The 24,941-nt window shown below is 63.5% G+C and carries 19 protein-coding genes and 1 riboswitch; of the genes, 8 read left to right on the top strand and 11 right to left on the bottom strand.

Going from position 1 to position 24,941, the window contains the following annotated elements; translation table 11 throughout:
• Positions 1-10: 10 nt before the first annotated feature.
• The 7 genes from ACU0AG_RS11945 to ACU0AG_RS11915 all read right to left on the bottom strand — a co-directional run bounded on the left by ACU0AG_RS11945 (position 11) and on the right by ACU0AG_RS11915 (position 9,315).
• Positions 11-433 (bottom strand): terminase small subunit-like protein, encoded by a 423-nt coding sequence (locus ACU0AG_RS11945; protein ID WP_482782506.1) that lies wholly within the window; start codon positions 431-433, stop codon positions 11-13.
• A gap of 831 nt (positions 434-1,264) precedes the next feature.
• Positions 1,265-1,552 (bottom strand): helix-turn-helix domain-containing protein, encoded by a 288-nt coding sequence (locus tag ACU0AG_RS11940; protein WP_482782505.1) that lies wholly within the window; start codon positions 1,550-1,552, stop codon positions 1,265-1,267.
• A gap of 232 nt (positions 1,553-1,784) precedes the next feature.
• Positions 1,785-2,765, bottom strand: a complete 981-nt coding sequence (locus ACU0AG_RS11935) for a DUF3293 domain-containing protein (protein WP_482782504.1) — start codon at positions 2,763-2,765, stop codon at positions 1,785-1,787.
• A complete protein-coding gene (locus tag ACU0AG_RS11930) occupies positions 2,762-3,076 on the bottom strand; it encodes a hypothetical protein (RefSeq protein WP_482782503.1) in 315 nt (104 codons plus the stop codon). The genes ACU0AG_RS11935 and ACU0AG_RS11930 overlap by 4 nt, the downstream gene beginning before the upstream one ends.
• 46 nt (positions 3,077-3,122) lie before the next feature.
• Positions 3,123-3,224: riboswitch (SAM-I-IV-variant riboswitch) on the bottom strand.
• Between the two features lie 63 nt (positions 3,225-3,287).
• Positions 3,288-4,460 (bottom strand): tyrosine-type recombinase/integrase, encoded by a 1,173-nt coding sequence (locus tag ACU0AG_RS11925; RefSeq protein WP_482782502.1) that lies wholly within the window; start codon positions 4,458-4,460, stop codon positions 3,288-3,290.
• Positions 4,461-4,780: 320 nt separating this feature from the next.
• Positions 4,781-5,359, bottom strand: a complete 579-nt coding sequence (locus tag ACU0AG_RS11920; protein ID WP_482782501.1) for a CC0125/CC1285 family lipoprotein — start codon at positions 5,357-5,359, stop codon at positions 4,781-4,783.
• 104 nt (positions 5,360-5,463) lie between these two features.
• Positions 5,464-9,315, bottom strand: coding sequence for an autotransporter domain-containing protein (locus ACU0AG_RS11915; RefSeq protein ID WP_482782500.1), 3,852 nt, complete (start codon positions 9,313-9,315; stop codon positions 5,464-5,466).
• A 653-nt stretch (positions 9,316-9,968) separates the two neighbouring features.
• Here ACU0AG_RS11915 and ACU0AG_RS11910 point away from each other — a divergent pair.
• The 4 genes from ACU0AG_RS11910 to ACU0AG_RS11895 all read left to right on the top strand — a co-directional run bounded on the left by ACU0AG_RS11910 (position 9,969) and on the right by ACU0AG_RS11895 (position 17,115).
• Positions 9,969-10,439 carry a helix-turn-helix transcriptional regulator gene (locus ACU0AG_RS11910; RefSeq protein WP_482782499.1) on the top strand — a complete coding sequence of 157 codons (471 nt, stop codon included), beginning with the start codon at positions 9,969-9,971 and terminating at the stop codon, positions 10,437-10,439.
• A 121-nt stretch (positions 10,440-10,560) separates the two neighbouring features.
• Complete coding sequence (locus tag ACU0AG_RS11905; protein ID WP_482782498.1) at positions 10,561-13,548, top strand: beta strand repeat-containing protein; 2,988 nt, start codon at positions 10,561-10,563, stop codon at positions 13,546-13,548.
• Positions 13,549-13,658: 110 nt separating this feature from the next.
• Entirely contained in the window at positions 13,659-16,277 is a 2,619-nt protein-coding gene (locus ACU0AG_RS11900; RefSeq protein WP_482782497.1) for a M14 family zinc carboxypeptidase, read from the top strand.
• A gap of 52 nt (positions 16,278-16,329) precedes the next feature.
• On the top strand, positions 16,330-17,115 hold the full coding sequence (locus ACU0AG_RS11895; protein ID WP_482782496.1) for a hypothetical protein: 786 nt from the start codon (positions 16,330-16,332) through the stop codon (positions 17,113-17,115).
• Here ACU0AG_RS11895 and ACU0AG_RS11890 read toward each other — a convergent pair.
• Positions 17,050-17,727, bottom strand: a complete 678-nt coding sequence (locus tag ACU0AG_RS11890) for a Fe2+-dependent dioxygenase (protein WP_482782495.1) — start codon at positions 17,725-17,727, stop codon at positions 17,050-17,052. The genes ACU0AG_RS11895 and ACU0AG_RS11890 overlap by 66 nt on opposite strands.
• A 46-nt stretch (positions 17,728-17,773) precedes the next feature.
• On the bottom strand, positions 17,774-18,415 hold the full coding sequence (locus ACU0AG_RS11885) for a TetR/AcrR family transcriptional regulator (protein WP_482782494.1): 642 nt from the start codon (positions 18,413-18,415) through the stop codon (positions 17,774-17,776).
• A 121-nt stretch (positions 18,416-18,536) separates the two neighbouring features.
• Between ACU0AG_RS11885 and ACU0AG_RS11880 the strand changes: the two genes are divergently transcribed.
• The 4 genes from ACU0AG_RS11880 to ACU0AG_RS11865 all read left to right on the top strand — a co-directional run bounded on the left by ACU0AG_RS11880 (position 18,537) and on the right by ACU0AG_RS11865 (position 24,236).
• The gene (locus ACU0AG_RS11880; RefSeq protein ID WP_482782493.1) at positions 18,537-20,858 is read left to right on the top strand and encodes a TonB-dependent receptor; all 2,322 of its coding nucleotides are present in this window, start codon (positions 18,537-18,539) and stop codon (positions 20,856-20,858) included.
• A gap of 107 nt (positions 20,859-20,965) precedes the next feature.
• Positions 20,966-22,390, top strand: a complete 1,425-nt coding sequence (serS, locus tag ACU0AG_RS11875; protein WP_482782492.1) for a serine--tRNA ligase — start codon at positions 20,966-20,968, stop codon at positions 22,388-22,390.
• Positions 22,390-23,154 (top strand): 5'/3'-nucleotidase SurE, encoded by a 765-nt coding sequence (gene surE, locus ACU0AG_RS11870; protein ID WP_482782491.1) that lies wholly within the window; start codon positions 22,390-22,392, stop codon positions 23,152-23,154. The genes serS and surE overlap by 1 nt, the downstream gene beginning before the upstream one ends.
• 53 nt (positions 23,155-23,207) lie before the next feature.
• Positions 23,208-24,236 (top strand): potassium channel family protein, encoded by a 1,029-nt coding sequence (locus ACU0AG_RS11865; RefSeq protein WP_482782543.1) that lies wholly within the window; start codon positions 23,208-23,210, stop codon positions 24,234-24,236.
• Here the strand turns inward: ACU0AG_RS11865 and ACU0AG_RS11860 are convergent.
• Entirely contained in the window at positions 24,233-24,634 is a 402-nt protein-coding gene (locus ACU0AG_RS11860) for a DUF1761 domain-containing protein (RefSeq protein WP_482782490.1), read from the bottom strand. The genes ACU0AG_RS11865 and ACU0AG_RS11860 overlap by 4 nt on opposite strands.
• Positions 24,635-24,655: 21 nt before the next feature.
• Entirely contained in the window at positions 24,656-24,895 is a 240-nt protein-coding gene (locus ACU0AG_RS11855) for a DUF6356 family protein (protein WP_482782489.1), read from the bottom strand.
• Between the last annotated feature and the right edge of the window lie 46 nt (positions 24,896-24,941).

Here is a 24,941-nt window from a genome sequence, read left to right as displayed (position 1 = left end):
CTACACAAGCTCAGGTTTTGTTGCGCGACTCTTCGACCCGCCTGTTACCCTCTTCAATCGCCGCCGCGATGCTAGTGATCTCATTGCTGCTGCTTGTTACATCGACCTTCTCGCCCCACCGCTTCGGGTTCCACTTGGCAAGGAGCTTCAGGCGACCTTCAAACCGCAGTCGACGATTGTTAACGTCAGCCGGATCAATACGCGGGCCATGATCCGTCATGAGTCGCGCAGGGGGTTCGTCGATAATGGCAAGGCACTCTTCTGCAATAACGTCTTCGCCAGCCTCGCGCGCACGCGCATACGCGATGGCAAGGGCTTCGTCGGCCTCGCACCAGTCCCGCCAGACCGTCGGATGAGGAAACTTGGGATCACTCCGGCAAATCACGCTGAGCGGCTCTCCCTCTGCCAGCCGAGACAGAAGCTCCTCTTCCATAGCTGGATCGCGCTTTGAAAGCCGTGGCATTGGGGAAATCCTCTCAGCTTGTCGGGGGACACTCTGGCCCACATTCGTTCAAACCGGGCCGAGGTTGAATCGTCGATCAACCAACTGAGTGGGCTGAAGTTGCCGTGGAAGGCAGAGACCGCCGAACGATCTTAGAAAGGCTGATTGGCGAAATGCGCTTCTCGACGAGTGGCCATCTTGGCGGTTCGGCCACGATCGCCTTCGAAAACGTCAATTCGCTCACTCTTAATCCTAAAGCTTATCTCTCAATCCTAAATGCTCATTTGAGAGGGTCAGGATTGTGGGCATAGGACGACCATCCCCTGCTCTGGAGCGAAGCCCGATGCAGGGGACGGTCCGTCCACGCTGTGCTCACCCGAGCCGGGCCGAGGCTTAGCGGGCATCGTCGGTCAGAGGGACGCCGACGACTTGGTAGCTCCTATCCTTTTGGGCTCCCTCGCCCTCACCGACCGCCTCTCTACCTTTCGGACTAGGCGTGCACTTTGTCAGATCCCGTGGTTGTGCATTCCGCCATGTGCGCCACCGTTAACCGTCCACACTGGCGAGGGGTGAGCCACGATAACGGCCCGACCCAATCTCAAAACTGCTGACCAAATGATAACCCACCATTGGTGCGGTGCGCATCTCCTAGCGCCATGTTTTCGTAGCGATTCGCGAAGATTCGGGAGAATACACCTCTGTATTTTCAGCGGCTTTTATTTTCCCACAGGCGAGACCATGTAACACGGTCTTCCTGTGATCGTGCCTGAGGCGCTCAGGCCATGCTCCGCGCCCTCACTCCCAAGGCACGCGCTTTTCGCGTCAATTCGGCGTTTCCTGCCCCGCAATCAGGGTGTGAAGGCTCTGGGCAGGAATGACGGTGCGCCCGTTGATACGACGGGCAATGATACGCCCTTCAGTGATCAGAGCATAAATGGTGGTCCTGCCGAGGCTGGTGGCCTGACAGGCTTCCTTGATGCTGTAGGCCAGCTTGGCGGGCTGCTTCTCTTCGATGCTCATTGGACTGTCTCCGCAGTGCGGGACCGGAATGATCCTCGCTTCGCGGCAGACCAATTGAAACAGATTCGAACAGGTTTGAATCGCGTTCATGCCGCTTGGCCCCTCGGCTAGCGATGCCGCTGCTGTCCTTTTGGTGAGGAGAGTAACTCGGCGTTCCCCGTTTCGCTTCCGGGAAGAGGCGTCGAAATTGGTCTACCCCTTGACGCGGGTCGCACGAAGGTCCCCTTAGTCTTGAGTGGCCTGAAATTGATCGTCATCGCACGGACCCCGTCGTCAACGGCAGAAAAGCGTCGCTTGCGCCTGCAAAAGGACAGGCGATGCACTACGCGGCATCCGGCGCTCCGGGTTGCACCACGCCAAGCGGCATGAGCATGATCAGCTCGGGCACCGCGTCGGCCCCGGCCCAGACGACTGCGTTCTGCTTGAACCTGTGCCCGAGCGCCTTCGCGCGGCTCCGCGTGCACCCAAGGATCAGCAGGCTCTCCTCTGGTGGCCAGTCGCCGATCTCGCCTTGCCCTTCGCCTTGGAGGTAGTCGAGGTTCAGCTCTTCGACCGCGGCTGCAAGACGCTCTTGTGCGGCCGCGTTGAACGCCTGATCAGATGCCGCGCCCTTCGGGTTCCATGCCGTGATGTAGGCGGCGCAGCTGTTGCCGGTGCGGTCGAATAGATTGGCCAGCCTCGCGCTGCGCTCGCTGATCCGCAAGGCAAACTCCGGTTCGGCAAACACGGTGTAGGCAGTCGCCCGATAGGCGCGGATCAAGTCCTGATCCAAGCTGGAAGCATAGCAGCGATCGATGGAGGCTTTCCGATCTCTGTGAGCTTGCGCCGCAGCCAGCCGCCGATGACGGTTCGCGGCTTGCCTCAAGCGCTCTTCGCTGGCCATCTCCTTCTGTTCGCGCGCCATGTCGTCGAACGCTGACGAGGTCGACGGCACCACCGCACGGTGCCACTTGTCGGCATTAAGGCCGCGGAGAAATCGGTCCGCGACATCAAGGACATCGTGCTGTGCAGCCCAGAGGATTTGCTGGCGCAGTGTCTCCATCTTTTGGACATCTGACGTCGCCCACCATGACGAGAGGATATTCGGACGCGGTGGCTCGAAACGCAGCCTATATGAAGCCTCATCATCATCCACGCTCATGGCGATGTCATAACCCGTGGTGCGACGTTCGCGGGCGCTAACTTTCAGCGATCGCCAGAATCGCTCCCAGGCACCGAACAACGGACAAACTCGTCCATCGGAAGCGCAAAACTCTAGAAGGCCTTCAAGGCCTGTTGGCCTCCCATATTCTTCCACCATCATGAATGCGCCTCGACCAGTTCGGCGGGCAGGCGGACATCAAGATCGAGCCGCAACTGCTCTTCGGTCTCGTCGAGGTCTTCCGGCTTGATCTTGATGAAACGGTGCGCGGCGAAGAAGTCTCTGCCAAACTCCTTGAACCCCAACAGCACGTGCCCTCGGGATCTATCGGTCCAGCCGGTCGTGACGGCCGCGACTGTGAGCAATTGGCCAGCCTTCGGGCCAAATGTCACTAGCTCTCCACTGTCCCGGTCTTCCCAATAGCCCTGCTTGGTGCACAGGGCCATGTCGTTGATCTGCCATCCGTCAGACATCAATCTTCTCCTTCGCGCACAGGAGAGACGTGATCCGATGTTGCTGGAAAGCCCGTTTCGTTGCCTTCAGCCACATCCCCTTGCGGGAGCCACCTTGCCCGGACTGGCAGGTTGGCGAGAGCGAGTCGCTCTTCTCCTGATGTGATTTCAGGATCAATCATGCCAGGCGAAGTGTCAATCTAAGGCACGAACAGATAATCTATGCAGGCCGTTAGATTGCAATGCTGGCCAGCGCCTCTTCTGCATCATCACGGACAAGGTGACCGTAGTGCTTCTCGATCATGGCAACGCTCGTGCCGGATAGCTGCGCTACTGTCAGAATTGGCAGGCGCGCGCGGATCAGGTCTGTGATGACGCTATGACGCAAGGTGTAAGCCGCTGTTGCACCGGGGAGGCCAGCCGCCTTGACCGCATCCTTGATCGGGTGCTTCCAAGCATCCTTGTCCCACGCCTTACCGCTCGTGCGGGCGAAGATCGATGCGGTTGGGAGTTTGTCCTTCACTTGCGCTTCGAAGAAGTCGGCAATCATTTGCGGCATGGTGAGCTGCCGCGGGTTGCCGTTCTTGTCCTTGCCGACCGTGAGCGCGCGGGTGCGCTTGTCGAAGTCGCGCACCGTCAGTCCTGCCAGCGCGCCGGGGCGCAGGGGCAAGAGGCAAAGGGCTTTGACGAAGGGGCGCGCCTCATCGCTCGCGGCATCGATCAGCTTCTTGCGCTCATCGCGGTCAAGATACAGCTCCCGGCGCTTGTCGGCTCCCTTGATGGGACGTAGCGCCTCCTGCCATGCTGCATCCGTGTTGGGAGCGCCGGGCTTCAGCACCATGCCCAGCGCGGCGCGCAGCGGCACCATGTCACGGTTGACGGTCGACTTTGAGCGCTCCTTCGTTCGCTTCTTGTCGTTGTCTTTCGTGCGCGTCGCCGCAGCTGGCGCATCCTCCAGCCGCTTGCGCCATGCCTTCAGGTGGTGCCGCCGGAGCTTGTCGAGCTTCACCTTGGCGATTGGATCGGAATAGACGTGCCGCCGGAAAACTCCCTCGGCAATCGATCCGGGCTTTTCCTTGATATAAGCCTCGCAGGCGTCCTTTACCGTTTCCATGTCGCGGGCGCGCTCGCCGCCGGTTTCGACCGTTTCCGCCCACGCCTCGGCATCCGCCTTGGCCTGCTTGAACACGTCATGTCCTGACAGGGTGCCATAGTCGCCTAGCCGCTTGCGGGCATTGCGGTTGCCCTCGGCATCATAGAACCGGGCAAACCACGTGCCGCCCGCCTTCTTCCGCGAGGGGCGGTAGCCAAGATAGACTCTTTGCCGCAGGCGGTGCCAGTGCGGTTCATTGCCGCTCCGCGGCTTCAGCTTCTCGCGCTCCCCGATGCGGCTGAGATCGGCCATTTTCGGCACCTCCAAAACTTATGAAAAAAGTATGAAAAACATGGGCGGACACCATCGAACGCCATTGACTGTTTTTACACGATTTTATTGTCCGAGGAAAGTCGAATTTGTCCGCTTTCCCACCCTTCACACGGGTGGGGTCACAGGTTCAATCCCTGTCGCGCCCACCATCTTTTCAATGACTTGGGAAAGATGGTGCTAGCCACAGCCAAGCGGCACGCCGGACTTCGCCGGCGGGTTTGGTTGTGGCCCCCACCTCGCCTCAACAGATTCAGGCACAGTCGCGCGCTGCAACAGGCAGCGCGGCAACTGCCCGGCTCTCAACCGCCGTCCCGGAGTTGCGGTCCGATCCGCGTGATCACCTCGCGGGCGTCGAAAGCTTTGCGGTTGCCCGTCGGCAGCGGGCCTCGATCCATCCTGATTTCGGCTGACACCTCGAAGCGTTCGATTGTCCGGTCGTCCAGCCGGTCAGCCCAGAAGGGATCGCCGAAATAGGGGTCCCATGTGCGCCAGCCGATGCCCGGACCATAGTACCGCCAATAGGGCCGCCAGTAGCCGTAGTTATCGTAGAACCACGGGCGGTAAAGCGGATCGGGGCGCAGATCACGCTGGACCTGGTGTTCGACCTCGCGGTCTTCGATCAGGAACCAGGTGTAACCTTCTTGCAGCGTCAGTTCGGCGGCGCGGTAAAGCAGTGATGCCTCGACCCTCTCGCGCGATGTGAAGCTGTTGCCGACGAATGTCACCCGGAAATGGTCGGCCGCGAGCCGGGTTTCCGAATAGCCGCCAGCGACGCGGCTGGACGATGACATCGGCTGGTAAGGTGTTGGCTTGCCGGCACATCCGGCGACGAGCAAAGCCAGAGCGGCGGCCCCGGCCAATTGTTGAAATCCTGCCATTGAAACCTCCCTGATTCGATCGACGAAATGATGGTTCGCTTGAGGGGGGACGCGGGGGGGGGGGCGCCCCCCCCCCCCCCCCGCGCAGGGGAGCTGGCTGCGGCTCAGCTTCCGCCGAACGTGATCACGAGGCTGCCGTAGAAGGCATTGTCGCGCAGTCCTGTTCCGAACCGGCCCTGATAGCCGATCCGTCCGGTCACCTTGTCGTTGAACAGCGCGGCAAGGCTGACGCCGGCCATAACCGTATCCTTGTCCGACTGCGGCGAAGCGGTGTCGAACAACGCAGCCCCCGGCGCATCGGCAAAGCGTTGCGAAGTGCCGAACACGCCCTTGTCATCGCTGCGATAGGCAACCTTCGCCTCGGGCACCACGATCCCCAGCTTGCCGGCCCATTTGACGCCAGCGAGGAAGGCGGTGTCGCTTGCGCTCTGGCTGCCGAAATCGAGGTTGGCCCCGCCTACGCCAGCTTCGGTAAAGCCGTTCATCTTCACCTTGGTGTATTCGACGCCAAGGAACGGGGTCACCCAGCTTTCGCCGAGGGCAAAGCGGCCGCCGGCCTCGGCATAGAAGGAGGTGACGCGGAAGTCCGGCTCGGCCGTGATCACGCCAGCGGTGGTGAGAACCCCGACCGTCCGTACGGCATCACCATCAAGCTTGGAGTAACTGCCGTTGGCGCGCAGGTAGAAGTCGCCAATGTCGTACCCTGCCAGCAAGCCGAGCTGGAAGCCGTCACTGTCGATCTCGCCGCCGTAGAGATCGAACGCGGTGTCAACCTTGCGATAGCCGCCAAAGGCGCCGAAGGTGAAATTGCTGGTGGTGTAATCGACCCCCAGCAGGGCGTGGGACCCGTCGCTGTTGTGCCCGATGCCGTTGCCGTCGTTGCGCACGCGCGCATCATGGACAGCGCCCAGAGCCCACACACGCAGCCCGTCGTCACGTTCGCGGCATTCCTTGATCCCGCCGGTGATCACCGCACAGTCGGTCTGGTCGGACACCAGCGTGCTGACCTGCACCGAATTGTTGCGCAAAGCCTGCATGTGCCCGGCATATTGCGCACCGCTGAGCTGGTTCATCGCTTCGGCATAGACCCCTGCGTCATTGATCAGGAACAGGTTGGTGAGCAGCGTGCCGTAGGCACCGGTCTGGGGCGGACTGTAGACCGCCTCGATCGCGCCGCCGGTTGCCTTCTGGTTGGCGGTAAGGCCCGCCACCGCGTCGAAGCGCACGCGGGTCAGCGTGATATCGACATTGGCATTGGCATCATACACCGCCGCCGGGGTCAGCAGCACCGACCGCGTGTTGGTGACGACGCTGGCGAACTGGCCAGTCCTGACCTGCCCGTCGATCACGTCGTTGAAGGTGTAAAGGTTATCATACAGCCCGTTCGGCGTGTTCAGCTGGAGCACAAGATTGGCACCGGTCAGCGTGACGTTTCCGGCAGTGATCCGCGGGTACGATGCCTGCGCTGCCGTTGCCGCAGTGGCGCTGGGCATTTGCAGTTGCAGCGTGCTGCCGCTCGCCAGCGTGAAGGTGTTCACGTTGACGCGCGCGGGGCCATCATAGCTGGTGTTTCCGGTCGGCTGGTTGACCAGATAAAGCGTCGCGCCGTTGGCCACGGTCATGCTGCCGGCAGCCGCCGTCGGATTGACGATCCCGTCAAACGTGGTCGTGCCGCTGGCGATGGTGATCGTGTCAGGCGCACCGAGGATGATGTTGCCATAGACGTTGCTGTTGCCCAGGAATCGGATGTCGACCGGGTTCGGCGCACCGCTGGTGTTGATCGCGGTGCCTCGCCGGAAGGTCGCCCCGCCATTAACGCTTTCGCGGGCAATGATCGTGCCGCCGTTATTGATGATCGTCATCCGGTCGGTGCTGGCCGGCACCACCGGCGAGGTGATGAAGTCGGTCACCAGAATACCGGTCGCCCGCGAGTTGCCGCCATTGGTGATCGCGGTAACGCGGATGGTACCGGTGTTGGTGAAGGTCGCAGTGTTGACCGCCGAGCGGAAATGCACACCGGTCGCGGTTGCTTCGGCAAGCGGTCCGTTTGTCGGGGTGCCACCGGTTGCGGTCGCGTTGACCGACAGGGTGCCGCTGTTGCTGACCGTGCCGCTGATGCGGTTGGTCCAGCCTTCCCAGGGATCTTCCTCTTCTTCCATGCTGGCGGGCTTGCCATCGGACGCGAGGGTGGCCGTGCCGATAAAGCTGCCGTCCGCTGCCTCGCCGCCGCCATGGCCTCCGCCGCCGCCGCCATGCCCGCCGCCGCCGCCTTCTTCAGGAGGCAGGGTGGTAGGATCGATATTGGCGAAGAACTCCATGCCGGTCGCCGTGGCCACTGCCACACGGTCGCTGGTCGCAGTGGCGTTGACGGTGAAGGTGCCGCCGTTCGAAACGTTCAGCGTCATCGGCTCGCTCTGCACCTGATAGCCGATGGAATCGGCGATCCCGAGCGATCCGGCGGTGTTCCCGTCAACCACCGCATTGGTGCTGACGGTGAAGGTGCCGGTGTTGGAAAAGCCCGCGTTGAACCCGCCCACCGAGATCCCCGCCTGCCGGACACCCCTTGCAAGTGCGAGTGAATTGGCAGCAGCACCGGTCGAGATCGACGACGAGCTCGAACCGGCGTTGAACGTCCCGGCATTGGTGAAGCCAAGGTTCGAGACGCCGATGATCTCGCCGTTCTGAAGCACCGCCGCTCCAAGCTGGGCCGAGGCATTGGTCGCGCCGGCTGCGTTGGCGATGGCCGAAGTGGTGATGTTGATCGTTCCCCCTGCGGCGTTGGTCAGCGTCGCAGTACCGACGCGGCCAACGAAGCTTTCCGGCCCGCCCGCCTCGACGATCTGGCGGATCGTGCCGTTCGAGACCGTGCTGGCAGTGGCCGAGCCACCGGTGCCGGTCGAAGTCGCCCGCGAACTGAAGGTGCCGGTGATCGTTCCGGCATTGGTGATGGTGGAATTGGCAGTGCCTTCATCCGCGCCGCTGGCCTGCGCCTGCACAAGAATGACGGTGCCCTTGGTGTCCTCCTCGCTCGAGAAGCCGTCCCCGCCAAGCGCGGTTGCCGAGGCATTGCCGAGAGCGGTCGCGGTCGCAGTGGAGCTTACGGTGATGCTGCGTCCGGCATTGTTGATCAGCGCGGCATTGCCAACATCGGTGCCGGTGCCATTGACCGCGCTGCGGATGTGGAACAGCCCGTGTTCCCCGCCGCCAGCTCCTGCCACCGCAATCGCATCGAGCGCGCTGGAAGTGGCCGTGGCAGCGGATGCGGCGTTGACCGTGCCGTTATTGGTGAAAGTGGTGTTGGCGGTGACATCGCCGCTGCCATTGCCCTGCGCCCGCATAAAAACGGCTTCTTCCAGTTCGGACGTGGCACTGGCTGAATCCGCCGCAGCTGCCATGGCGGTCGAGGTAAAGTTGAAGGTGCCGCTGTTGGCGTGGGTCACCGTGGTGGTTCCGCTGCGGTTGCCTTCGATCACCGCCTCCTGATGCACACCGCCAATGGCCGAAGATGTCGCCCGCGCGCCGAAAGCATCGCCTTCACCGGGGCCGGTGGTTCCGGTCGCGCTGGCGGACGATCCGATGGTCAGCGTCCCGCTGTTGACGAAGGCCGCAGTCACGCTGTTGTACGGGCCGGCAATGTTCTGGAAGATGCCGTCCACCAGCGAGGCATTGGCATTCGCCTGCGCTTCGGCATTGGTCGCTGTTGCACGGGCGCGAATGGTGGTGCTGCCGTTGTTGGTGAGCGATGCGGCATCCGTGGTCGCGCCGCCCTCTTCGCCGACAACGCGCTGTTCGATCGTTCCCGAAGCGACATCGACGACATTCGCGGTGGCGGCAGGAGTGCCGGTGCTGGTCACCCCGCTATCGATCGGCGTCGCGCCGGGAATTGTCGCAACTCCCGGCAAGCTGACCCCCGGAACCGTTACAGTCGTCATCTGCGCGACCGCAGGCATGGTCATGCCCATCGCAGCAATAGATGTGCCAAGCACAAGTGTAGTGCGCTTCGAATAGAAGTTCATGATATCGCTCCCAAAATAAACGCCTGATCATACTGAATTAATTCCATCCCTTTGGTAAGGTTACAGGGAGCAGAAACTCATTCAATGAGAGCAGACAGCCAATTTTGGCAAGATTTCGACGATGCAAATTGATCCAGATCAACGGTATCATAACATTGTGAAGCGTCTAATTTAGTTGACGCCTATGATGCGGCGCACAATTGACATTTTTACTTTTATTTAATTGATTGAGAGAGAACGATTTTCTCTTTCGCCGCACTGGAATACCCGTCGAGATGGGACTGCTTTCTGGCCTCGCGGTGGTCCCATCGGTAGGGCCGCGGCAGGCTGCCCGGCACCGTAAGCAACTGCTTACTGTCAGCGATGTCAGTAACAGAGGGGCAAGCAAGGCAGTGTTTCAGCGGCGACTCGACCTCATCTCTTGCCGACGCCGCCCTGCCCGGGCGGGGATGATTTTGGTTAGGCCTCGCGGCGCCGGACAGGTTCTTGTGGCGTGCAGGTGGCTGGAGGAATAGGCAATCAGCATGGCGGGAAGAACAAGCAGGCTCGAACGAAAGGCTGCGGCGGTCGGTGCCCTTGCAGGACTGCAAGCTGTGGCCTGCGCATTTTTTCTGGTCGATGTCGTCGCGGACGTCGCCATCGAGGGAATGAACCTGCATCTGGCGGTCGAAGCTGCGGCCGTGGTGGCCCTGATAGCTGCGGTGTTGCTCGGCGCGATGCGGGCACGGGAATATCTGGCCGCAGCCCGGCACGAGACTGCGACCGTCGCTGCCGCGCGGGGCGCACTGACTGATCTGATCCGGATCCAGTTCGACGAATGGCGCCTGACCCCTGCCGAGGCTGATGTCGCGCTGTTCGCGCTCAAGGGCTGCGAAGTGAACGAAATCGCCCGGTTGCGCGGTTCGGCCGAGGGAACGGTGCGCGCGCAGCTGGCGCGCATCTATGCGAAAGCCGGGGTGGAATCGCACTCGGGCCTGATCGCCCTGTTTCTGGAAGACCTGATTGCCCTGCCCGGGCACCTTCCCGCCGACGGAGAGGCAGCGGACGAAAAGACGCAGCGTTAACGCAAGTCTCCCTTCGCATAGAGTTTGCCGCGCGCCCGTGGCGATGCTACGGAAAGCGCAGTAAAACGAACAGGATGGCCGGGCTTTGCAACCACCGCGGCCTCTTGCGGGGGGAAGCAGAATGGCAGACATCAACGGCACACCGGGCAATGACACCATCAACGGCACCGAACAGGATGACCGCATTGATGCAGGTGCGGGCGATGACACGGTCAATGGCCTTGGCGGCAACGACTTCATCGATGGCGGTCAGGGCAATGACACCATCGACGGCGGCGACGGCGACGACCGGCTGTTCTCGTTTTCAGGCACCGATCTGATCATCGGCGGCAACGGAAACGACGAAATCATCGTCCAGAATTCGAACTTCAATGGCGAGACCAATTCCAGCGTCAATGCCGGAGCGGGCAATGACGCCGTCCGTTATTTCGCCACGGGTGTGAACGGCACGATCGATCTGGGCGCGGGCAATGACCGTCTGGAACTCGCGCTTGAGGGTAATGGAATCCGCGTGACATTTGGCAGCGGTGCGGATGTCGTGCAGTTCAGCACGCTTGCCTTTAGCGGATCGCGAGAAACGATCTTCACCGATTTCGCCACGGGCAATGCCGGTGACCAGATCGACCTCAGCCGGATCATGCAGTTCAACCTGTTCAATTACGACAGGGTGAGCAATCCTTTCGGCACCGGGCATTTCCGGCTCGTGGCGAGCGGGGCGGACACGCTGCTGACGATGCACCCCAATCCCGATTTCGGCCCGACCCATACGATCCGCTTCCTCAATGTCGCGCCCTCCGCCTTCACCGCGTTCAACTTTTCCGGCATCAACCCCAACGGCGTGTCCACCAACGGCCCGCCGATCAACGGCACGCCGGGCGATGATACGCTGACCGGGACCAATCTGGGCGAGACGATCTCGGGCTTTGGCGGCAATGACGTGATCAATGCCGGCGGCGGTGATGACACCCTGATCGGCGGCACCGGCGCAGACATACTCAACGGCGAAGATGGCGATGACCTGTTCATCTTCGATCTGAGCAGCGGAGCCGATGAAAACCCGCGGGCCGATACCATCAACGGCGGCAATGGCACCGATACGGTACGCATTATCGGGTCCAATCAGGGTGTCGAGATCACCACCTATGATCTGGGCGCACCGTTCTACACCTCGATCGAGGGGCTGGAGCTGTCAGGCAATCTCGGCCTGATCGGCACCGTCGCGCAGGTCAATGCCTTCAGCACCATCGTCACCCCCAACCTGCGCATCACCGACAATGCGATTCTCAATCCCGTCGGGCGCTTCGAGGTCACCCAGCTCTCTCTGCCGAATGGCGGGGCGCGGGCCGACCTTTCGGGGCCGGGCGTGTTCGTGCTCAACATCGTCAGCGGCGACGGAGATGACAACATCATCGGCCCGGATGGCGCGATCGCCAACCCCAGCCCCAACCAGACCGACATCGAGATCGGGATCGATGTGCGCTTCGGCAACGATACCGTCGTGGCCGGCAATCACCGCACCCGCATTATCTCGCGAGGCGGCAACAACCACTTCACCGGCAGCGCCTTCAACGACAGCTTCCTGCTGTTCGGCGATGGCGACAACACGCTGATCGGCGGGGGTGGTGACGACAATATCTCGGTGTTCGGCAATGGCCGGCTGAACATTTCCGGTGGTGCGGGCAATGACACGATCCAGGTCGCCTCGATCGGCGCCGACGATGTGATCAGCGGCGGCGACGGGTTTGACCGGCTGATCATCGATACGGGCAACGTTGAGAATCTGGACCTCACCGGCGTGGCGATCTCTGGCGATTTCGAAGCGATTGCCAGCGCCGGGCAAGGCAATGTCATCATGCGGGTGGCCCAGTTACAGGCGATCCAGCAGCTCGAACTGCGGTTCCTGACGCTGGCTGACGGCGGTTCGCTGACGCTGACCGCAGCCCCGCTCCAGATCCGGTTCAGCACCCAGGCGACCCAGCTCGACATGACTGCGGTGACCACCACCGTGCAGGTGTTCGGCAACCGCGGCAATGACACGATTATCGGCGGCTCCAACTTCGATTCGCTTCAGGGCGGGGCAGGCGACGATTCCATCTACGGCAACGGCGGCGATGATTTTCTCTCCGGCGGCGACGGTGTCGATCTGCTGATGGGCGGCGATGGCAACGACAACATCGATGGCGGCAGCAATGTCGACACCGCAGTGATGCGCGGCAACCGCTCGGCCTATATCATCACCCAGCCCTTCCTCGACGGTTCCTTCACCATTACCGGCCCGGACGGCACGGACACGCTGAGAGGCGTCGAGTTCGTGCAGTTCGACGACCAGACTGTCCGCCTGCGCCCCGGCGCGGGGGTGAGCGTCAATTTCGAGACAGCCGACCGCAGCGTCTATCAGGAAGCCATGAACGCGATCCGCGATTTCGACGGCAATTTCCTCGGCGGTGGTGGCGCATGGCTGCGGATCGGCTCGGCGGATGTCAATGGCGACGGGGACATCGACCAGATCCTCGTCAACTTCGAGATCGGCAGGTTTGCTACCGTCGGCACTGCACCCGATGGCCTCGTCTATTTCATGGACTTCAGCTGGGCGGGCGAGACGCGGGTGGCCGGGATCTACATCGATCCGCTGGTGCGGGCCGGCGTGGTGCAGCCGGGCAGCCCCAACGACAGCCAGCGCAGGTTCCAGAACGACCTGTTCATCGAAAACATCAACCGCGTCCTCGGCGCCGACGACTATGACAATGACGGGCTGCAGGAGGTCTATTTCGCTCTGACAGACGGCACCGCCTACCTGCGGGCGATCATGGAGTTCGACGGGAACATCCGTTACGCCAACTACCAGTCGCAGCAGGAAGTGATCGACTACCTCACCGCCAACGGCTTCGGGCCGGAGACCTATGCGGGCTGGTTCGGCAATGGCGGCAGCATCGGCGAGGCTGGGCTGGGCGCGGATCAACCGCTCGCGGCGCAGGACGCAGGCGGGCGTGGCGCCATCGGTGCACCGGCGGCGGATATCCTCGCAGGCCTCGGCGATCTCGCGCTGGCCCCGCACAACCCGCTCACCGGCCTGTTCATGGAGCAATATTTGCGCGCCGAGTTCGTCTGACGGGACCATTCCCGCCCCGACTGCCCTTCCCCGCTTGACCGGCGCTGCGACTTCGCGGCAAGGCATGGCCCTTGCCGACAATCACCGCCAATCGGGGAAACGCAATGCGCATGGGTAAACTGGGCCGCTGGCTCGCTGGGTTCGCAGCACTGGCGGCGGCGCCCCTGCCTGCAAGCGCGCAGTCCTTCATCGACGGGACCTTCGATCCAGCCATCCCGACGCTGACCGCCACGGCCGGGCACGCACCGGGCAGCCGCATCACCTCGCCCGACCAGACCTATGCCTATCTCAAGGCGCTGGCCGATGCCGCGCCCGACCGTGCGCAGCTGGTGCAGTATGCGACCAGTTGGGAAGGTCGCCCGCTCTATTACCTGATTCTGTCGGCCCCGCAGAACATCGCCCGGCTGGAGGCGATCCGCGCCGATATGGCCGCCATCGCCGCCGGACGCGCGGGCAACGGCAGCGCTTTGCCGGTGACCTGGCTGGCCTACGGCGTGCACGGCAACGAGATTTCCTCGACCGATGCCGCGCTGATGACCGCCTACCACCTGCTCGCCGCCCGAAACGACGATCGCGCCGCGAAGATCATGGCCGAAACCATCGTGGTGATCGACCCGATGCAGAACCCCGACGGGCGGGCGCGGTTCGTGAACAATTTCCTCGCCTCGACCGGCATCGTCCCGGCTGCCGACCGGCAGGCTGCCGAGCATGACGAGCCCTGGCCGAGCGGGCGTGTGAACCATTACATGTTCGATTTGAACCGTGACTGGTTCACCCTCAGCCAGCCCGAAACACGGGGCAAGGTCGCCGCGATCCGGCAATGGAACCCGGTGGTGGTGGTCGACCTGCACGAAATGGGCGGGGACGAGACCTACTTCTTCTCGCCCGCAGCCCAGCCGTTCAATCCCAACCTATCCGCCGCACAGATCCGCGCCTACGAATTGATCGGGCGCTATAACGCTGCCGCTTTCGACGCACGCGGAGAGCCCTATTTCACCCGCGAGGTCTATGACCTGTTCTACCCCGGCTATGGTGACACATGGAACGCGCATCAGGGCGCGATCGGCAGCACATATGAACAGGGCTCGGCACGCGGGCTGGTGTTTGCGCGGCGCGACGGAACCCGGCTCACCTATGCCGATGGCGTGATGAACCACTTCACCGCCAGCCTCGCCACGGCAGCGGCGGTGGCCGACAATCCGCAGCGCTTCCTGTCGGACTTCGCCGCCTACCGCAGCAGCAATGCCGGCGGCGCAGCAGGGCGCGGCAGCTACATCATCGATCTGGGCAAGCGCCGCTGGAATGCAGAGCGGCTGGGCCGCCGCCTTGCCGAACAGGGCATCACCGTGCTGCGGCGCGAAGGCGCTGCCACGGCCTGCGGCAAGTCCTATCCCGCAGGCTATCTCGCGGTCCCGCAGGCCCAGCCGGCTGCCCGCCTGGTGCGCAGCCTGCTCGATCGGGACACGCCGCTGCCGGCCGATTTCCTTGCGGAACAGGAACGGCGCCGGTCGCAGGATCTGCCGCATGAACTTTACGATGTCACCGCATGGTCGGTCGGCCCGATGGCGGGGGTCGAAGTGGCGCTGTGCAACGCGGTTGCCACGGGCGAAGCGCTCGCGGCGGATGCGCCCATCTCGCCCAGGCAGGACGGCAGCGGCAGCTTTGCCATCGCCGTGCCGTGGACCGACAGCGGGCAGGCACGACTTGTCGCACTGGCCCTGCGCGAAGGGATCGAGGGCCGCGTGACCGACAAGGCCTTCACCACTTCAGGCCGCGATTTTCCGCGTGGCACCGTGGTGTTCCCCGCAGGAGCGAACAGCCCTGAAAAGATGGCGCGACTTGCAGCGCTGGCCCGCGAAATCGGCGCACACACGGTCGCGATGGACAGCGGATGGGTGGAGAGCGGGCCGAACCTCGGCAGCGAGAGCTTCGCGCGGCTCACCCTTCCCAAGGTGGCCGTGGCGTGGGACGATGGCGTGTCGCAATTGAGCGCAGGCGCGCTGCGCTACGTGCTCGAACAGCGCCTCGGCCTGCCCGTGGTGCCGATCCGCACCGCCCGCCTCGCCCGTGCCGACCTGTCCGGTTACGATGTGCTGCTGGTGCCAGAAGGCGATCCCTCCGCCGTTCTGGGCGACGCCGGACAGCGCGCCATCCGCGAATTCGTGCGCAAGGGCGGCGTGCTGGTGGCGATCGGCGACAGCCTGGAAACCTTCAGCAGCGGCGACAATCCGCTGCTCGCGGTCAAGCGCGAAGCGGCGCTCGGGCGCGAGCCTGACGCAGCGGGCGAGGCCAAGGGCGATCTTGCCGAGGCGGTCGAGATCGCCAGCGATGCCGAATATCGCGAGGTGATCAAGGATCAGGCCGCCCTTCCCGATACGCTGCCCGGCGCGCTGCTGAACGTGGTGGCGGAGCGCGATCACTTCCTGTCGGCAGGCTATGATGATGGTGCGGTGGTGCTGGCCACCGGCACGCAGATCTTCACCCCGCTCGACCGGGCGAAGGGCGTCAACGTCCTGCGCTTCGCCGCTGCGGGCAATCTTATCGCCAGCGGCTATGTGTGGGAAGAAAACCGGCGGCAGCTGGCCTACAAGCCCTATCTGATGGCGCAGCGGCAGGGACGCGGGCTGGTGATCGGCTTTGCGCACGATCCTTCCACCCGCGCCTATCTCGAAGGGCTCGACCTGATGATCGCCAATGCGGTGATGGTGGCACCGTCGCGGGTGCGCTGAACAGCACAGGCCACAAGCGGGAGTGATCTAGGAACCTGACACATTCTGTGTCATGTTCGCTGGAATGGCGCTGTTCGAAGCCCTTGTCGTTGCCCATGTGATCACCGGAGCGGTGGGGCTGACGGCATTCTGGGGCCCGATCGTGACCCGCAAGGGCGCAACCAACCACCGCAAGTGGGGGCGCGCCGCGTGCTATGGCTTTCTTGGAGCGGGCGGTCTTGCCATCGCGATGGCGCTGCTTTCGCTCTACGGGCCGGACACCCGCCATCCCGAAATCACCGACCGCGCCTTGTTCACCGGATTGTTCGGGTGGATGATGCTCTATCTCGGCATGCTGACCATCGGCTTTGTCGATTATGGTCTCGCCGTGGTGCGCCACAGCCGCAATCGCCTGGCTCTGCGGGGCCTGCGCTATCAGGCGGTGATTGCCGCAGTGGTTATTTCCGGCGCGTGGTGCGGCATCTACGGCTTCAGGGTCGGGCACCCGCTGATGATGCTGGTCGCCTTTATCGGCATCGTCTCCATGGCGATCCAGCAGCTCTATATCTGGCGTGCGGATGCCCCCCCGCGCACGACTTACATCGGAGAGCATTTCCGTGCGCTGATCGGGATGGGGATTTCGGCCTATACCGCCTTCATGTCGGTCGGGCTGATCCGGTTGGTGCCCGAACATGTGTTCAACCCTGCGGTCTGGGCCGGGCCAAGCGTGATCGGTGTCGGCCTGATCATCTGGTTCACAATCAGGGGCAAGCGCGCCGCCGCGCCGAAGTCTTCAGGCGCTCGCCCACATCCGCAGCAGGTTGGCGATGGTCTTGTCGAGCGTGAGAAGCTCGGCTGACTGGGCAGGCAGTTTCTGGCGCAGCGCGGTGCGCAGATTTTCCAGATCGAACAGCATCTCCCGCCGCGCCTGATCGGCCACCATGCTCTCGATCCAGCCGACACAGACGATCCGTGTCCCGCGGGTGACGGGCTTCACCTCGTGGATGCTGCCCGAGGGGTAAAGCACCAGATGGCCCGCCTCGCCCTTCAGCTCCTGCGTCATGCCGGCGGTGTGGACCACCAGTTCGCCGCCATCATATTCGCCCGGCGGGGTGAGAAACAGCGTGAAGGAAAGGTCGGTGCGCAGGCGCGCGGTGCCCTTGCCCATCAGCGCATTGTCGACATGCGCGCCGTATTTGCCGTCAACGCCGGTCTTGCTGATGATCAGCGGCGAAAAGCGCCGGGGCTGGGCGGCGGCTTTGACAATCGTGTTGTCGGCGATGAGCGGCAGCAGCTCATCCTGCATCCGCCGACCTGCCGGAGTTCCGAGATCGGCCTGAAGGTTGCGCTTCACCTCGCGCGCGACCGCCCCCGCCGTCTCGCGGCCGTCACGCCATTCGAGCATGGCAATCCGTTCGCGCAGCGCGGCAAGGTGCCCGGCATCGCTCAGGGCGTTGATGACAAGGATCATGGTCGCATTGTCTAACGGCGGATGGGAGCCGTGGAAAGCGGCGGCTTCAGCGACGCACGATGCCTTCGGCCAGCAGGCGGTTGACCCCGGCAGCGACCGCATCGGGGGCAATGCCTCCGTCACCCCAGACGACATATCGCAGGCCGACGAACACGTTCATGCCCATCATCGCCCATGCCTCGAGCTCGCCAAGCCCGTCCCTGAACTCGCCCGCAGCCGCGCCGGCGCGCAGGCGATCGGTGATGCGGGCGGCGATGGTTTCATAATGCTGGCGGTAACTGGCCGGATCGACAAATTCGGCCTCGTCGATGATGCGGTAGATTTCCTTGTGCTCGGCCGCAAAGCGCAGGAAGGCGGCCAGCGCCGCCCGCTCGATTTCGAGCGGCCCCATGTCGTCAGACAAGGCTGACCGCGCGCTGGTGCGCACCTTCTCGCTCATGTCGCCGACAAGGGCGCGGAACAGCGCATCCTTGCTGTCGAAATAGGTATAGAAGCTGCCCAGCGCCACGCCCGCACGGCGCGTGATCGAACTCACCGAGGCTTCGTGAAAGCCCTTTTCGCCGAACTCTTCGGCTGCGGCATCCAGCAGCTTGCGCAAGGTCCGTCGACCGCGCTCGGTCCGCGGTGCCTTTGCATCGCCGCCTGCGGCCTCTGCGACCTTTGTCGCGCTCCCGTGACTGTTGCCCATCGGCTACTCCCTCGCCCCATTCGCTACGCCCGCGAGCCCAGCCGCACAAGTCCAAACTTGAAACATGGTTCAACTTTCAATATCAGGGCTGGCATAGAGGGCCAGGAGAGGAACACACCCCATGACCAAGACATTCTGCCGCCGTGCACTGCTGCTCGCCGGAAGCGCTGCCATCGCCGGTTTTGCCGCGCCTGCCTACGCGCAGGACATGGCCGAAGACACCAGCGTCAGCGAAGCGGCCGAAGAAGACGGCGTGATCATCGTCACCGCCCGCCGCCGCGAAGAACGTCTGATCGACGTGCCGCTGTCGGTCACCGCGCTGACGGGCGAGACGCTGGCGCAGCAGGGCATCCAGGAACTCACCCAGATCGGCCAGCAGGTGCCCAACATCACGCTGGAGGTCAGCCGCGGCACCAACACCACCCTCACCGCCTTCATCCGCGGCGTCGGCCAGCAGGATCCGGTTGCGGGCTTCGAGGCGGGCGTCGGCCTCTACATCGACGATGTCTACCTCAACCGTCCGCAGGCTGCCGTGCTCGACATCTACAATGTCGAACGCATCGAAGTGCTGCGCGGGCCGCAGGGCACGCTCTATGGCCGCAACACCATCGGCGGCGCGATCAAATATGTCACGGCACGCCTGCCCGAAGACCCGAGCCTGATGGTGCGCGGCACCTATGGTTCGTATGACCAGGCCGATCTGATCGTCAGCGCCTCGACCCCGATCAGCGACAACCTGCGCATCGGCGCCAGCGGCGCGCGCCTGTCGCGCGGCGGGTTCGGCGACAATCTCACGCTCGGCACCGAAAACTACAACAAGGACGTGTGGGCCGCCCGCGGCACGATCGAATTCGACAGCGGGCCGCTGTTCATTCGCCTGTCCGGCGATTACGTGAAGGACAATTCCGAAGCCCGGCAGGGCCACCGCCTGATCCCCAGCCTCGTCACCGCGCAGCCGGTGCTGGACAGCGTGTTCGATACCCGCGCTGGCCTCAACATCGTCGATCAGGAAGTCGAAGCCTATGGCGGCGCGCTGAACATTGCGCTGGAGTTGTCGGACACGGTCACGATCAAATCGATCACCGGCTACCGTGAGGACTCCTCGACCACCCCGATCGATTTCGACAGCCTTGCCGCAGTCGATCTGGATGTGCCCGCGATCTACGAAAACGACCAGTTCAGCCAGGAACTGCAACTGCTTTACGAAGGCGACCGTCTGTCGGGCGTGCTGGGCTTCTACTACCTTGATGCCAACGCCTTCACCGCCTTTGACGTGGCGCTGTTCACCACGCTGAACGGCCTCACCGCGCAGACGCTCGGCGATGTGAAGACCAAGACCTGGTCGGTGTTCGGCGACTTCACCTATGACCTCACCGACACGATCAGCGTGTCGGTGGGCGGGCGCTACACCAACGACAAGCGCACCAGCCAGGTGCTGCGCACCACCTTCCTCGGCGGGTTTTCCAACCTGTTCGGCGGAGCGGGCGCCCCGATTGCGGTCACCAGCAATTTCAACGGCAGCGCGACCTTCAAGGATTTCAACCCGCGTGCCTCGATCAGCTGGCAGCCCAACGCCGACCACAACCTCTATTTCACCTATTCGCAGGGCTTCAAGGGCGGCGGCTTCGACCCGCGCGGCCAGACCACCGCGTGCCGCAACAGCCGCGGCGGTGCCTGCACCGCGGACGAGGTGTTCGACTTCATGGCGTTCGACCCCGAAACGGTCGACAGCTTCGAACTGGGCTGGAAGGCATCGCTGCTCGACAACCAGTTGAACATCAGCCTTGCCGCCTTCCTTGGCCAGTACGACAACGTGCAGATCCCCGGCTCGGTCGGCTTCGACGCCAACGGCGACGGGGTGAACGAAAGCTTTATCGGCATCACCTCGAACGCGGCTTCGGCTGACGTCAACGGGATCGAGTTCGAAGGCAATGCGCTGGTCGGCAAGGATTTCGCCGGCGACGGCAGCCGCTTCAGCATCAACTGGTCGCTGGGCATTCTGGACGCCAAGTTCAACACCTTCATCGACGCCTTCGGCCGCGATGTGGCGGACCAGCGCGTGTTCCAGAACACCCCGGATGTCACCGCACACATGGGCTTCAACATGGGCCTGCCGGTGGGCGGGGGCATGATGGACTTCATCGGCCTTGCCTCGCTGCGGTCGGATGCGAGCCAGTTCGAAGTGCCCAACCCCTTCCTCGATCAGGATGGCTTCGTGCTGGTCGATGCGAGCATGGTCTACACCGATGACAGCGGCCTGTTCTCGATCGGGCTGCACGGCAAGAACCTGTTCAACAAGGAATATATCGTAGCCGGCTACAACTTCGTGGCAGGCGGGGTCGGCGGCGCGCCGTTTGTCTCGACGCTGGGCCGCGAAGGGACGCTGACCGGGTTCTACGGCGATCCGCGCCGGGTTTACGTGACCGCGCAGATCAACTTCTGATCCTCTCTCCCCGGCAAGGGGCGGCGGCCTCTCGAATGTCACCGCCGCCCCTTGCCACTACGCTTGGCCCCTTCCCTTGCATGGCGAGAGCGGGCATAGCGCGCCCCATGCACGACATCCGATTTATCCGCGAAAACCCCGAGGCTTTTGACGCTGGCCTGGCCCGGCGCGGGCTTGACCCGCTGGCTGCCGGACTGATTGCTCTCGACGAGGAACGCCGCGCTGCGGTGACCGCGGTGCAGGTCGCCCAGAGCCGCCGCAACGAGGCATCCAAGCTGATCGGCGCGGCGATGGCCAAGGGCGACCGCGAGGGGGCCGAGGCGATCAAGGCCGAAGTCGCCGCCTTGAAGGACGCGATGCCCGCGCTGGAAGCCCGTGCCGACGAGCTGGCGGCAGAGCTCAAGGCCAAGCTCGAAATCATCCCCAACCTCCCCGGCGCGGACGTTCCCGACGGCGCGAGCGAGGAAGAAAACGTCGAAGTCAGCCGCTGGGGCAAGCCGCGTGCATTCGACTTCACCCCGAAGGAACACGCCGACATCGCGCCTGCACTCGGCATGGATTTCGAAACCGGCGCGCGGCTTTCGGGTGCGCGGTTCACCTTCCTGCGTGGGCCAATGGCCCGCCTGCACCGCGCGCTCGGCCAGTTCATGCTCGACGTGCAGACCGGCGAGCACGGCTATGCGGAATGCAACCCGCCGGTGCTGGTGGGCGACGATGCCATGTATGGCACCGACAAGCTGCCGAAGTTTGAGAACGATTCCTTCTCCATCAGCAGGCTGAGCTACAGTGAGAACCAAATCGAGTTTGTTCTCGATTTACTCAAGGACAAACCGTTCTGCGACAATCTTGAGCGGGCCGAACCCGGTTTTCGTGAAACATTGCTTCAGAGAATGGACTTTGCGCTGAACCGCCGCTGGCTCATCCCCACCAGCGAAGTCTCCCTCACCGCCAGTGTCATGGGCGAATTGCTCGACGAGGCCGCGCTCCCCATGCGCCTCACCGCGCTGACCCTGTGCTTCCGGTCCGAGGCCGGCGCGGCGGGCAAGGACACCCGCGGCTTCATCCGCCAGCACCAGTTCGAAAAGTGCGAGCTGGTCAGCATCGTGCGGCCCGAAGACAGCGAGGCCGAACACCAGCGCATGGTCCGCGCCGCCGAGACCATCCTCGAACGCCTCGCCCTCCCCTATCGCAAGCTGCTGCTGTGCACCGGCGACATGGGCTTCGGGGCGCGCAAGACCTATGACCTTGAGGTCTGGCTCCCCGGACAGGGTGCGTTCCGCGAGATCAGTTCCTGCTCGAACACCGGCGACTTCCAGGCCCGCCGCATGAACACCCGCTACCGCGTGGCCAAAGAGAGTGGGGGCGAGAAGCGGACCGAGTTCGTCCACACCCTGAACGGCTCCGGCCTTGCGGTCGGGCGCACGCTGGTAGCGGTGATCGAAAACTACCAGAACGCCGATGGCAGTGTGACCGTGCCTGACGCCTTGCTGCCCTATATGGGCGGCGTCACCAAGCTGGAGCCCGCCGCCTGATGCGCATCCTCCTCACCAATGACGACGGCGTTCACGCCCCGGGCCTCAAGGTGCTGGAACACATCGCGCGCCAGTTTTCCGACGATATCTGGATCTGCGCCCCGTCCGAGGAGCAATCGGGCGCGGGTCACTCGCTGACGCTCACCCGCCCCGTCCGGCTGCAACAGCTGGGCGAGCGGCGCTTTGCTGTCACCGGCACGCCGACCGACAGCGTGATGATGGCGCTGCGCACGGTGATGCCCGACGCGCCCGATATCATCCTGTCCGGCGTCAATCGCGGGGCCAACCTCGGCGATGACATCACCTATTCCGGCACCGTCTCTGCCGCGATCGAAGGCGCGCTGGCAGGCATCCGCTCGATCGCTTTCAGCCAGGTCTATGCCCGCGAAGGCATGGGCGATGACGTGCCCTTCGGCGCGGCCCGCGAATGGGGGGCGAAGGTGCTCGAAAAGCTGATCGACGCGCCGATGGCCGAACGCACGCTGATCAACGTCAACTTCCCCGCGATTGCCCCCGAAGCGGTCAAGGGCATCCGCGTGGTGCGGCAGGGCTTCCACGATTATTCGCGCGGCAGCATCGTCGAAGGCCGCGATCCGCGCGGCTACCGCTATTTCTGGTTCGGGCTCGATCCGATCGAGCATACCCTTGATCACGGCACCGATCTGGAAGCGATCGACGACGGCTATGTCGCGGTCACGCCCTTGCAGCTTGATCTGACCCACTATTCGACCATCGGCATTCTGGCAGAACGGTTCGGGGGCTGATGGCAGGCGCGCGCGATCAGGGGGCCAGCCGCAACCCGTTCCGCCGCAGGGCGATGCTCGCCGACCAGTTCCGCCCGCTGCGGCGGCAGGTGAAGATCCCGGTCTGGGGCGACATCAGCATCCGCATGGGGCTGGCGTTCCTGCTGATCGCCTTCGTCATCCTGATCCACTGGTTCGACCGGGCAGGGCTGAAGGACGGCTACGACAACCATGTCAGCTTCCTCGACGTGGTCTATTTCACCATGATCAGCATCACCACCACCGGCTTTGGCGATATCGCTCCGATTTCGGACCGTGCGCGGCTGATCGAGGCGGTGATCGTCACGCCGGTGCGGATCGCGGTCCTGTTCATCTTCGTGGGCGCGGCCTACGATTTCGTCATCAAGCGCAGCTGGGAGAAATGGCGCATGGCTCGCATTCAGGAACAGCTGACCGATCATGTCGTGGTGCTCGGCTACGGCGTGTCCGGCTCGCAGAGCGTCGGGGAGCTGATCGAGCGCGGTGTGGATCCGCGCCGGATCGTGGTGATCGACCCATCCGAAGATCGCCTTGCCGAGGCGGAAAAGCTGGGCGTCAACGTGATGTCAGCCGATGCGACGCGGGATGAAACGCTGAAGTCGGTGCGCATTGCCGAGGCGCAGAGCGTGCTGGTGTCCGCCGGGCGGGACGACACATCGATCCTGATCGTGCTGACCGTGCGCCATCTCGCCCCCGATGTGCCGATCAGCGTGGTGGTGCGGGCCGACGACAACGAGTTGCTGGCGCGGCAGGCCGGGGCGAACATCGTCATCAATCCGGTGCGCTTCACCGGCCTGCTGCTGGCCGGCAGCGTCAAGGGCGCGCATATCGCCGATTATCTCGCCGACCTTGCCAGCGTCGGCGGGCGGGTGCAGCTGGTGGAGCGGGTGATCGGGCCGGATGAATGCAACTGCTCGATCGACAATCTCAAGAGCGGCGGTCAGGGCCTCAGGGTCTATCGCAACGGCCGCGCCATCGGTTTCTGGGAGGACGAGTGCAAGACGCTCCAGCCCGGCGATGTGGTGGTCGAGATCGTCCCGACCGCAGGCAGCGACAGCGTCTAACTGCGAAACCAGACGAACACCCCGCCCATCGCCGCCATGCCGGCCAGGAAATGCCCGGCATCGATCAGGAACAGCGCCAGCGGCTTCCTGAGATAGAGGTAATTGATCCCGATCGCGGGGATCATTACCCCTGCTGCAAACCCGGCAGCCATCATCATCACCACGTGCGGCGGCGGATCGGTGCGGGCGACAAGGTGCCACAGCACCATCGCAACCAGCATTTCAAATGCGAAGGTGAGGCCGAAGATCACCCCCATATTGCCGCTTTGCAGCTGGGTGTTGGTCAGCCCCGCCGCCCGCTGCCACGGCTTGGCGAAGATGACGCCATACCACAGCGCCCCCACCAGAAAGAACGCCGCGGTGCCTGCCAGTACCGGCCAAAGGGCAAAATCGCTCATCCGCCTCGCCTCCTTGCCAGCCTAGATCACGTAGGCGAATTCTTCCTCTGCCGGTGTGGCTTTCCGCCCGCGCATTTCGGCGTCGAGCTGCACCACGGTGCGGCTTGCGGTCTTGACGAACAGGCCGGGCACCAGCGCGTGGACCATGCAGGCAAGCCCGCCAACCACCATCCGTGCGCCAAAGCTGAAGGCGGTGCGGGCGTGCTGGCCATAGGTTTCGCCGATGGAGCGGGGGTGGTCGGTGAAGAGCTTTGCGATCATGCCCCAGAATGCCAAGCCAACCGCCCCCCGGTCAACCCCGCGACCG

Source organism: Erythrobacter sp. RANMB8 (assembly GCF_056848235.1).
Note: the sequence above shows the minus strand (reverse complement) of the source record. Positions and strands in the feature narration are given on the sequence as shown.

Coding starts and splice junctions, on each gene's coding strand:
- ACU0AG_RS11945 (WP_482782506.1), bottom strand. CDS start 433: ATGGAAGAGGAGCTTCTGTCTCGGCTGGCAGAGGGAGAGCCGCTCAGC.
- ACU0AG_RS11940 (WP_482782505.1), bottom strand. CDS start 1,552: ATGAACGCGATTCAAACCTGTTCGAATCTGTTTCAATTGGTCTGCCGC.
- ACU0AG_RS11935 (WP_482782504.1), bottom strand. CDS start 2,765: ATGATGGTGGAAGAATATGGGAGGCCAACAGGCCTTGAAGGCCTTCTA.
- ACU0AG_RS11930 (WP_482782503.1), bottom strand. CDS start 3,076: ATGTCTGACGGATGGCAGATCAACGACATGGCCCTGTGCACCAAGCAG.
- ACU0AG_RS11925 (WP_482782502.1), bottom strand. CDS start 4,460: ATGGCCGATCTCAGCCGCATCGGGGAGCGCGAGAAGCTGAAGCCGCGG.
- ACU0AG_RS11920 (WP_482782501.1), bottom strand. CDS start 5,359: ATGGCAGGATTTCAACAATTGGCCGGGGCCGCCGCTCTGGCTTTGCTC.
- ACU0AG_RS11915 (WP_482782500.1), bottom strand. CDS start 9,315: ATGACCATGCCTGCGGTCGCGCAGATGACGACTGTAACGGTTCCGGGG.
- ACU0AG_RS11905 (WP_482782498.1), top strand. CDS start 10,561: ATGGCAGACATCAACGGCACACCGGGCAATGACACCATCAACGGCACC.
- ACU0AG_RS11900 (WP_482782497.1), top strand. CDS start 13,659: ATGGGTAAACTGGGCCGCTGGCTCGCTGGGTTCGCAGCACTGGCGGCG.
- ACU0AG_RS11895 (WP_482782496.1), top strand. CDS start 16,330: ATGTTCGCTGGAATGGCGCTGTTCGAAGCCCTTGTCGTTGCCCATGTG.
- ACU0AG_RS11890 (WP_482782495.1), bottom strand. CDS start 17,727: ATGATCCTTGTCATCAACGCCCTGAGCGATGCCGGGCACCTTGCCGCG.
- ACU0AG_RS11885 (WP_482782494.1), bottom strand. CDS start 18,415: ATGGGCAACAGTCACGGGAGCGCGACAAAGGTCGCAGAGGCCGCAGGC.
- ACU0AG_RS11880 (WP_482782493.1), top strand. CDS start 18,537: ATGACCAAGACATTCTGCCGCCGTGCACTGCTGCTCGCCGGAAGCGCT.
- serS (WP_482782492.1), top strand. CDS start 20,966: ATGCACGACATCCGATTTATCCGCGAAAACCCCGAGGCTTTTGACGCT.
- surE (WP_482782491.1), top strand. CDS start 22,390: ATGCGCATCCTCCTCACCAATGACGACGGCGTTCACGCCCCGGGCCTC.
- ACU0AG_RS11865 (WP_482782543.1), top strand. CDS start 23,208: ATGCTCGCCGACCAGTTCCGCCCGCTGCGGCGGCAGGTGAAGATCCCG.
- ACU0AG_RS11860 (WP_482782490.1), bottom strand. CDS start 24,634: ATGAGCGATTTTGCCCTTTGGCCGGTACTGGCAGGCACCGCGGCGTTC.
- ACU0AG_RS11855 (WP_482782489.1), bottom strand. CDS start 24,895: ATGATCGCAAAGCTCTTCACCGACCACCCCCGCTCCATCGGCGAAACC.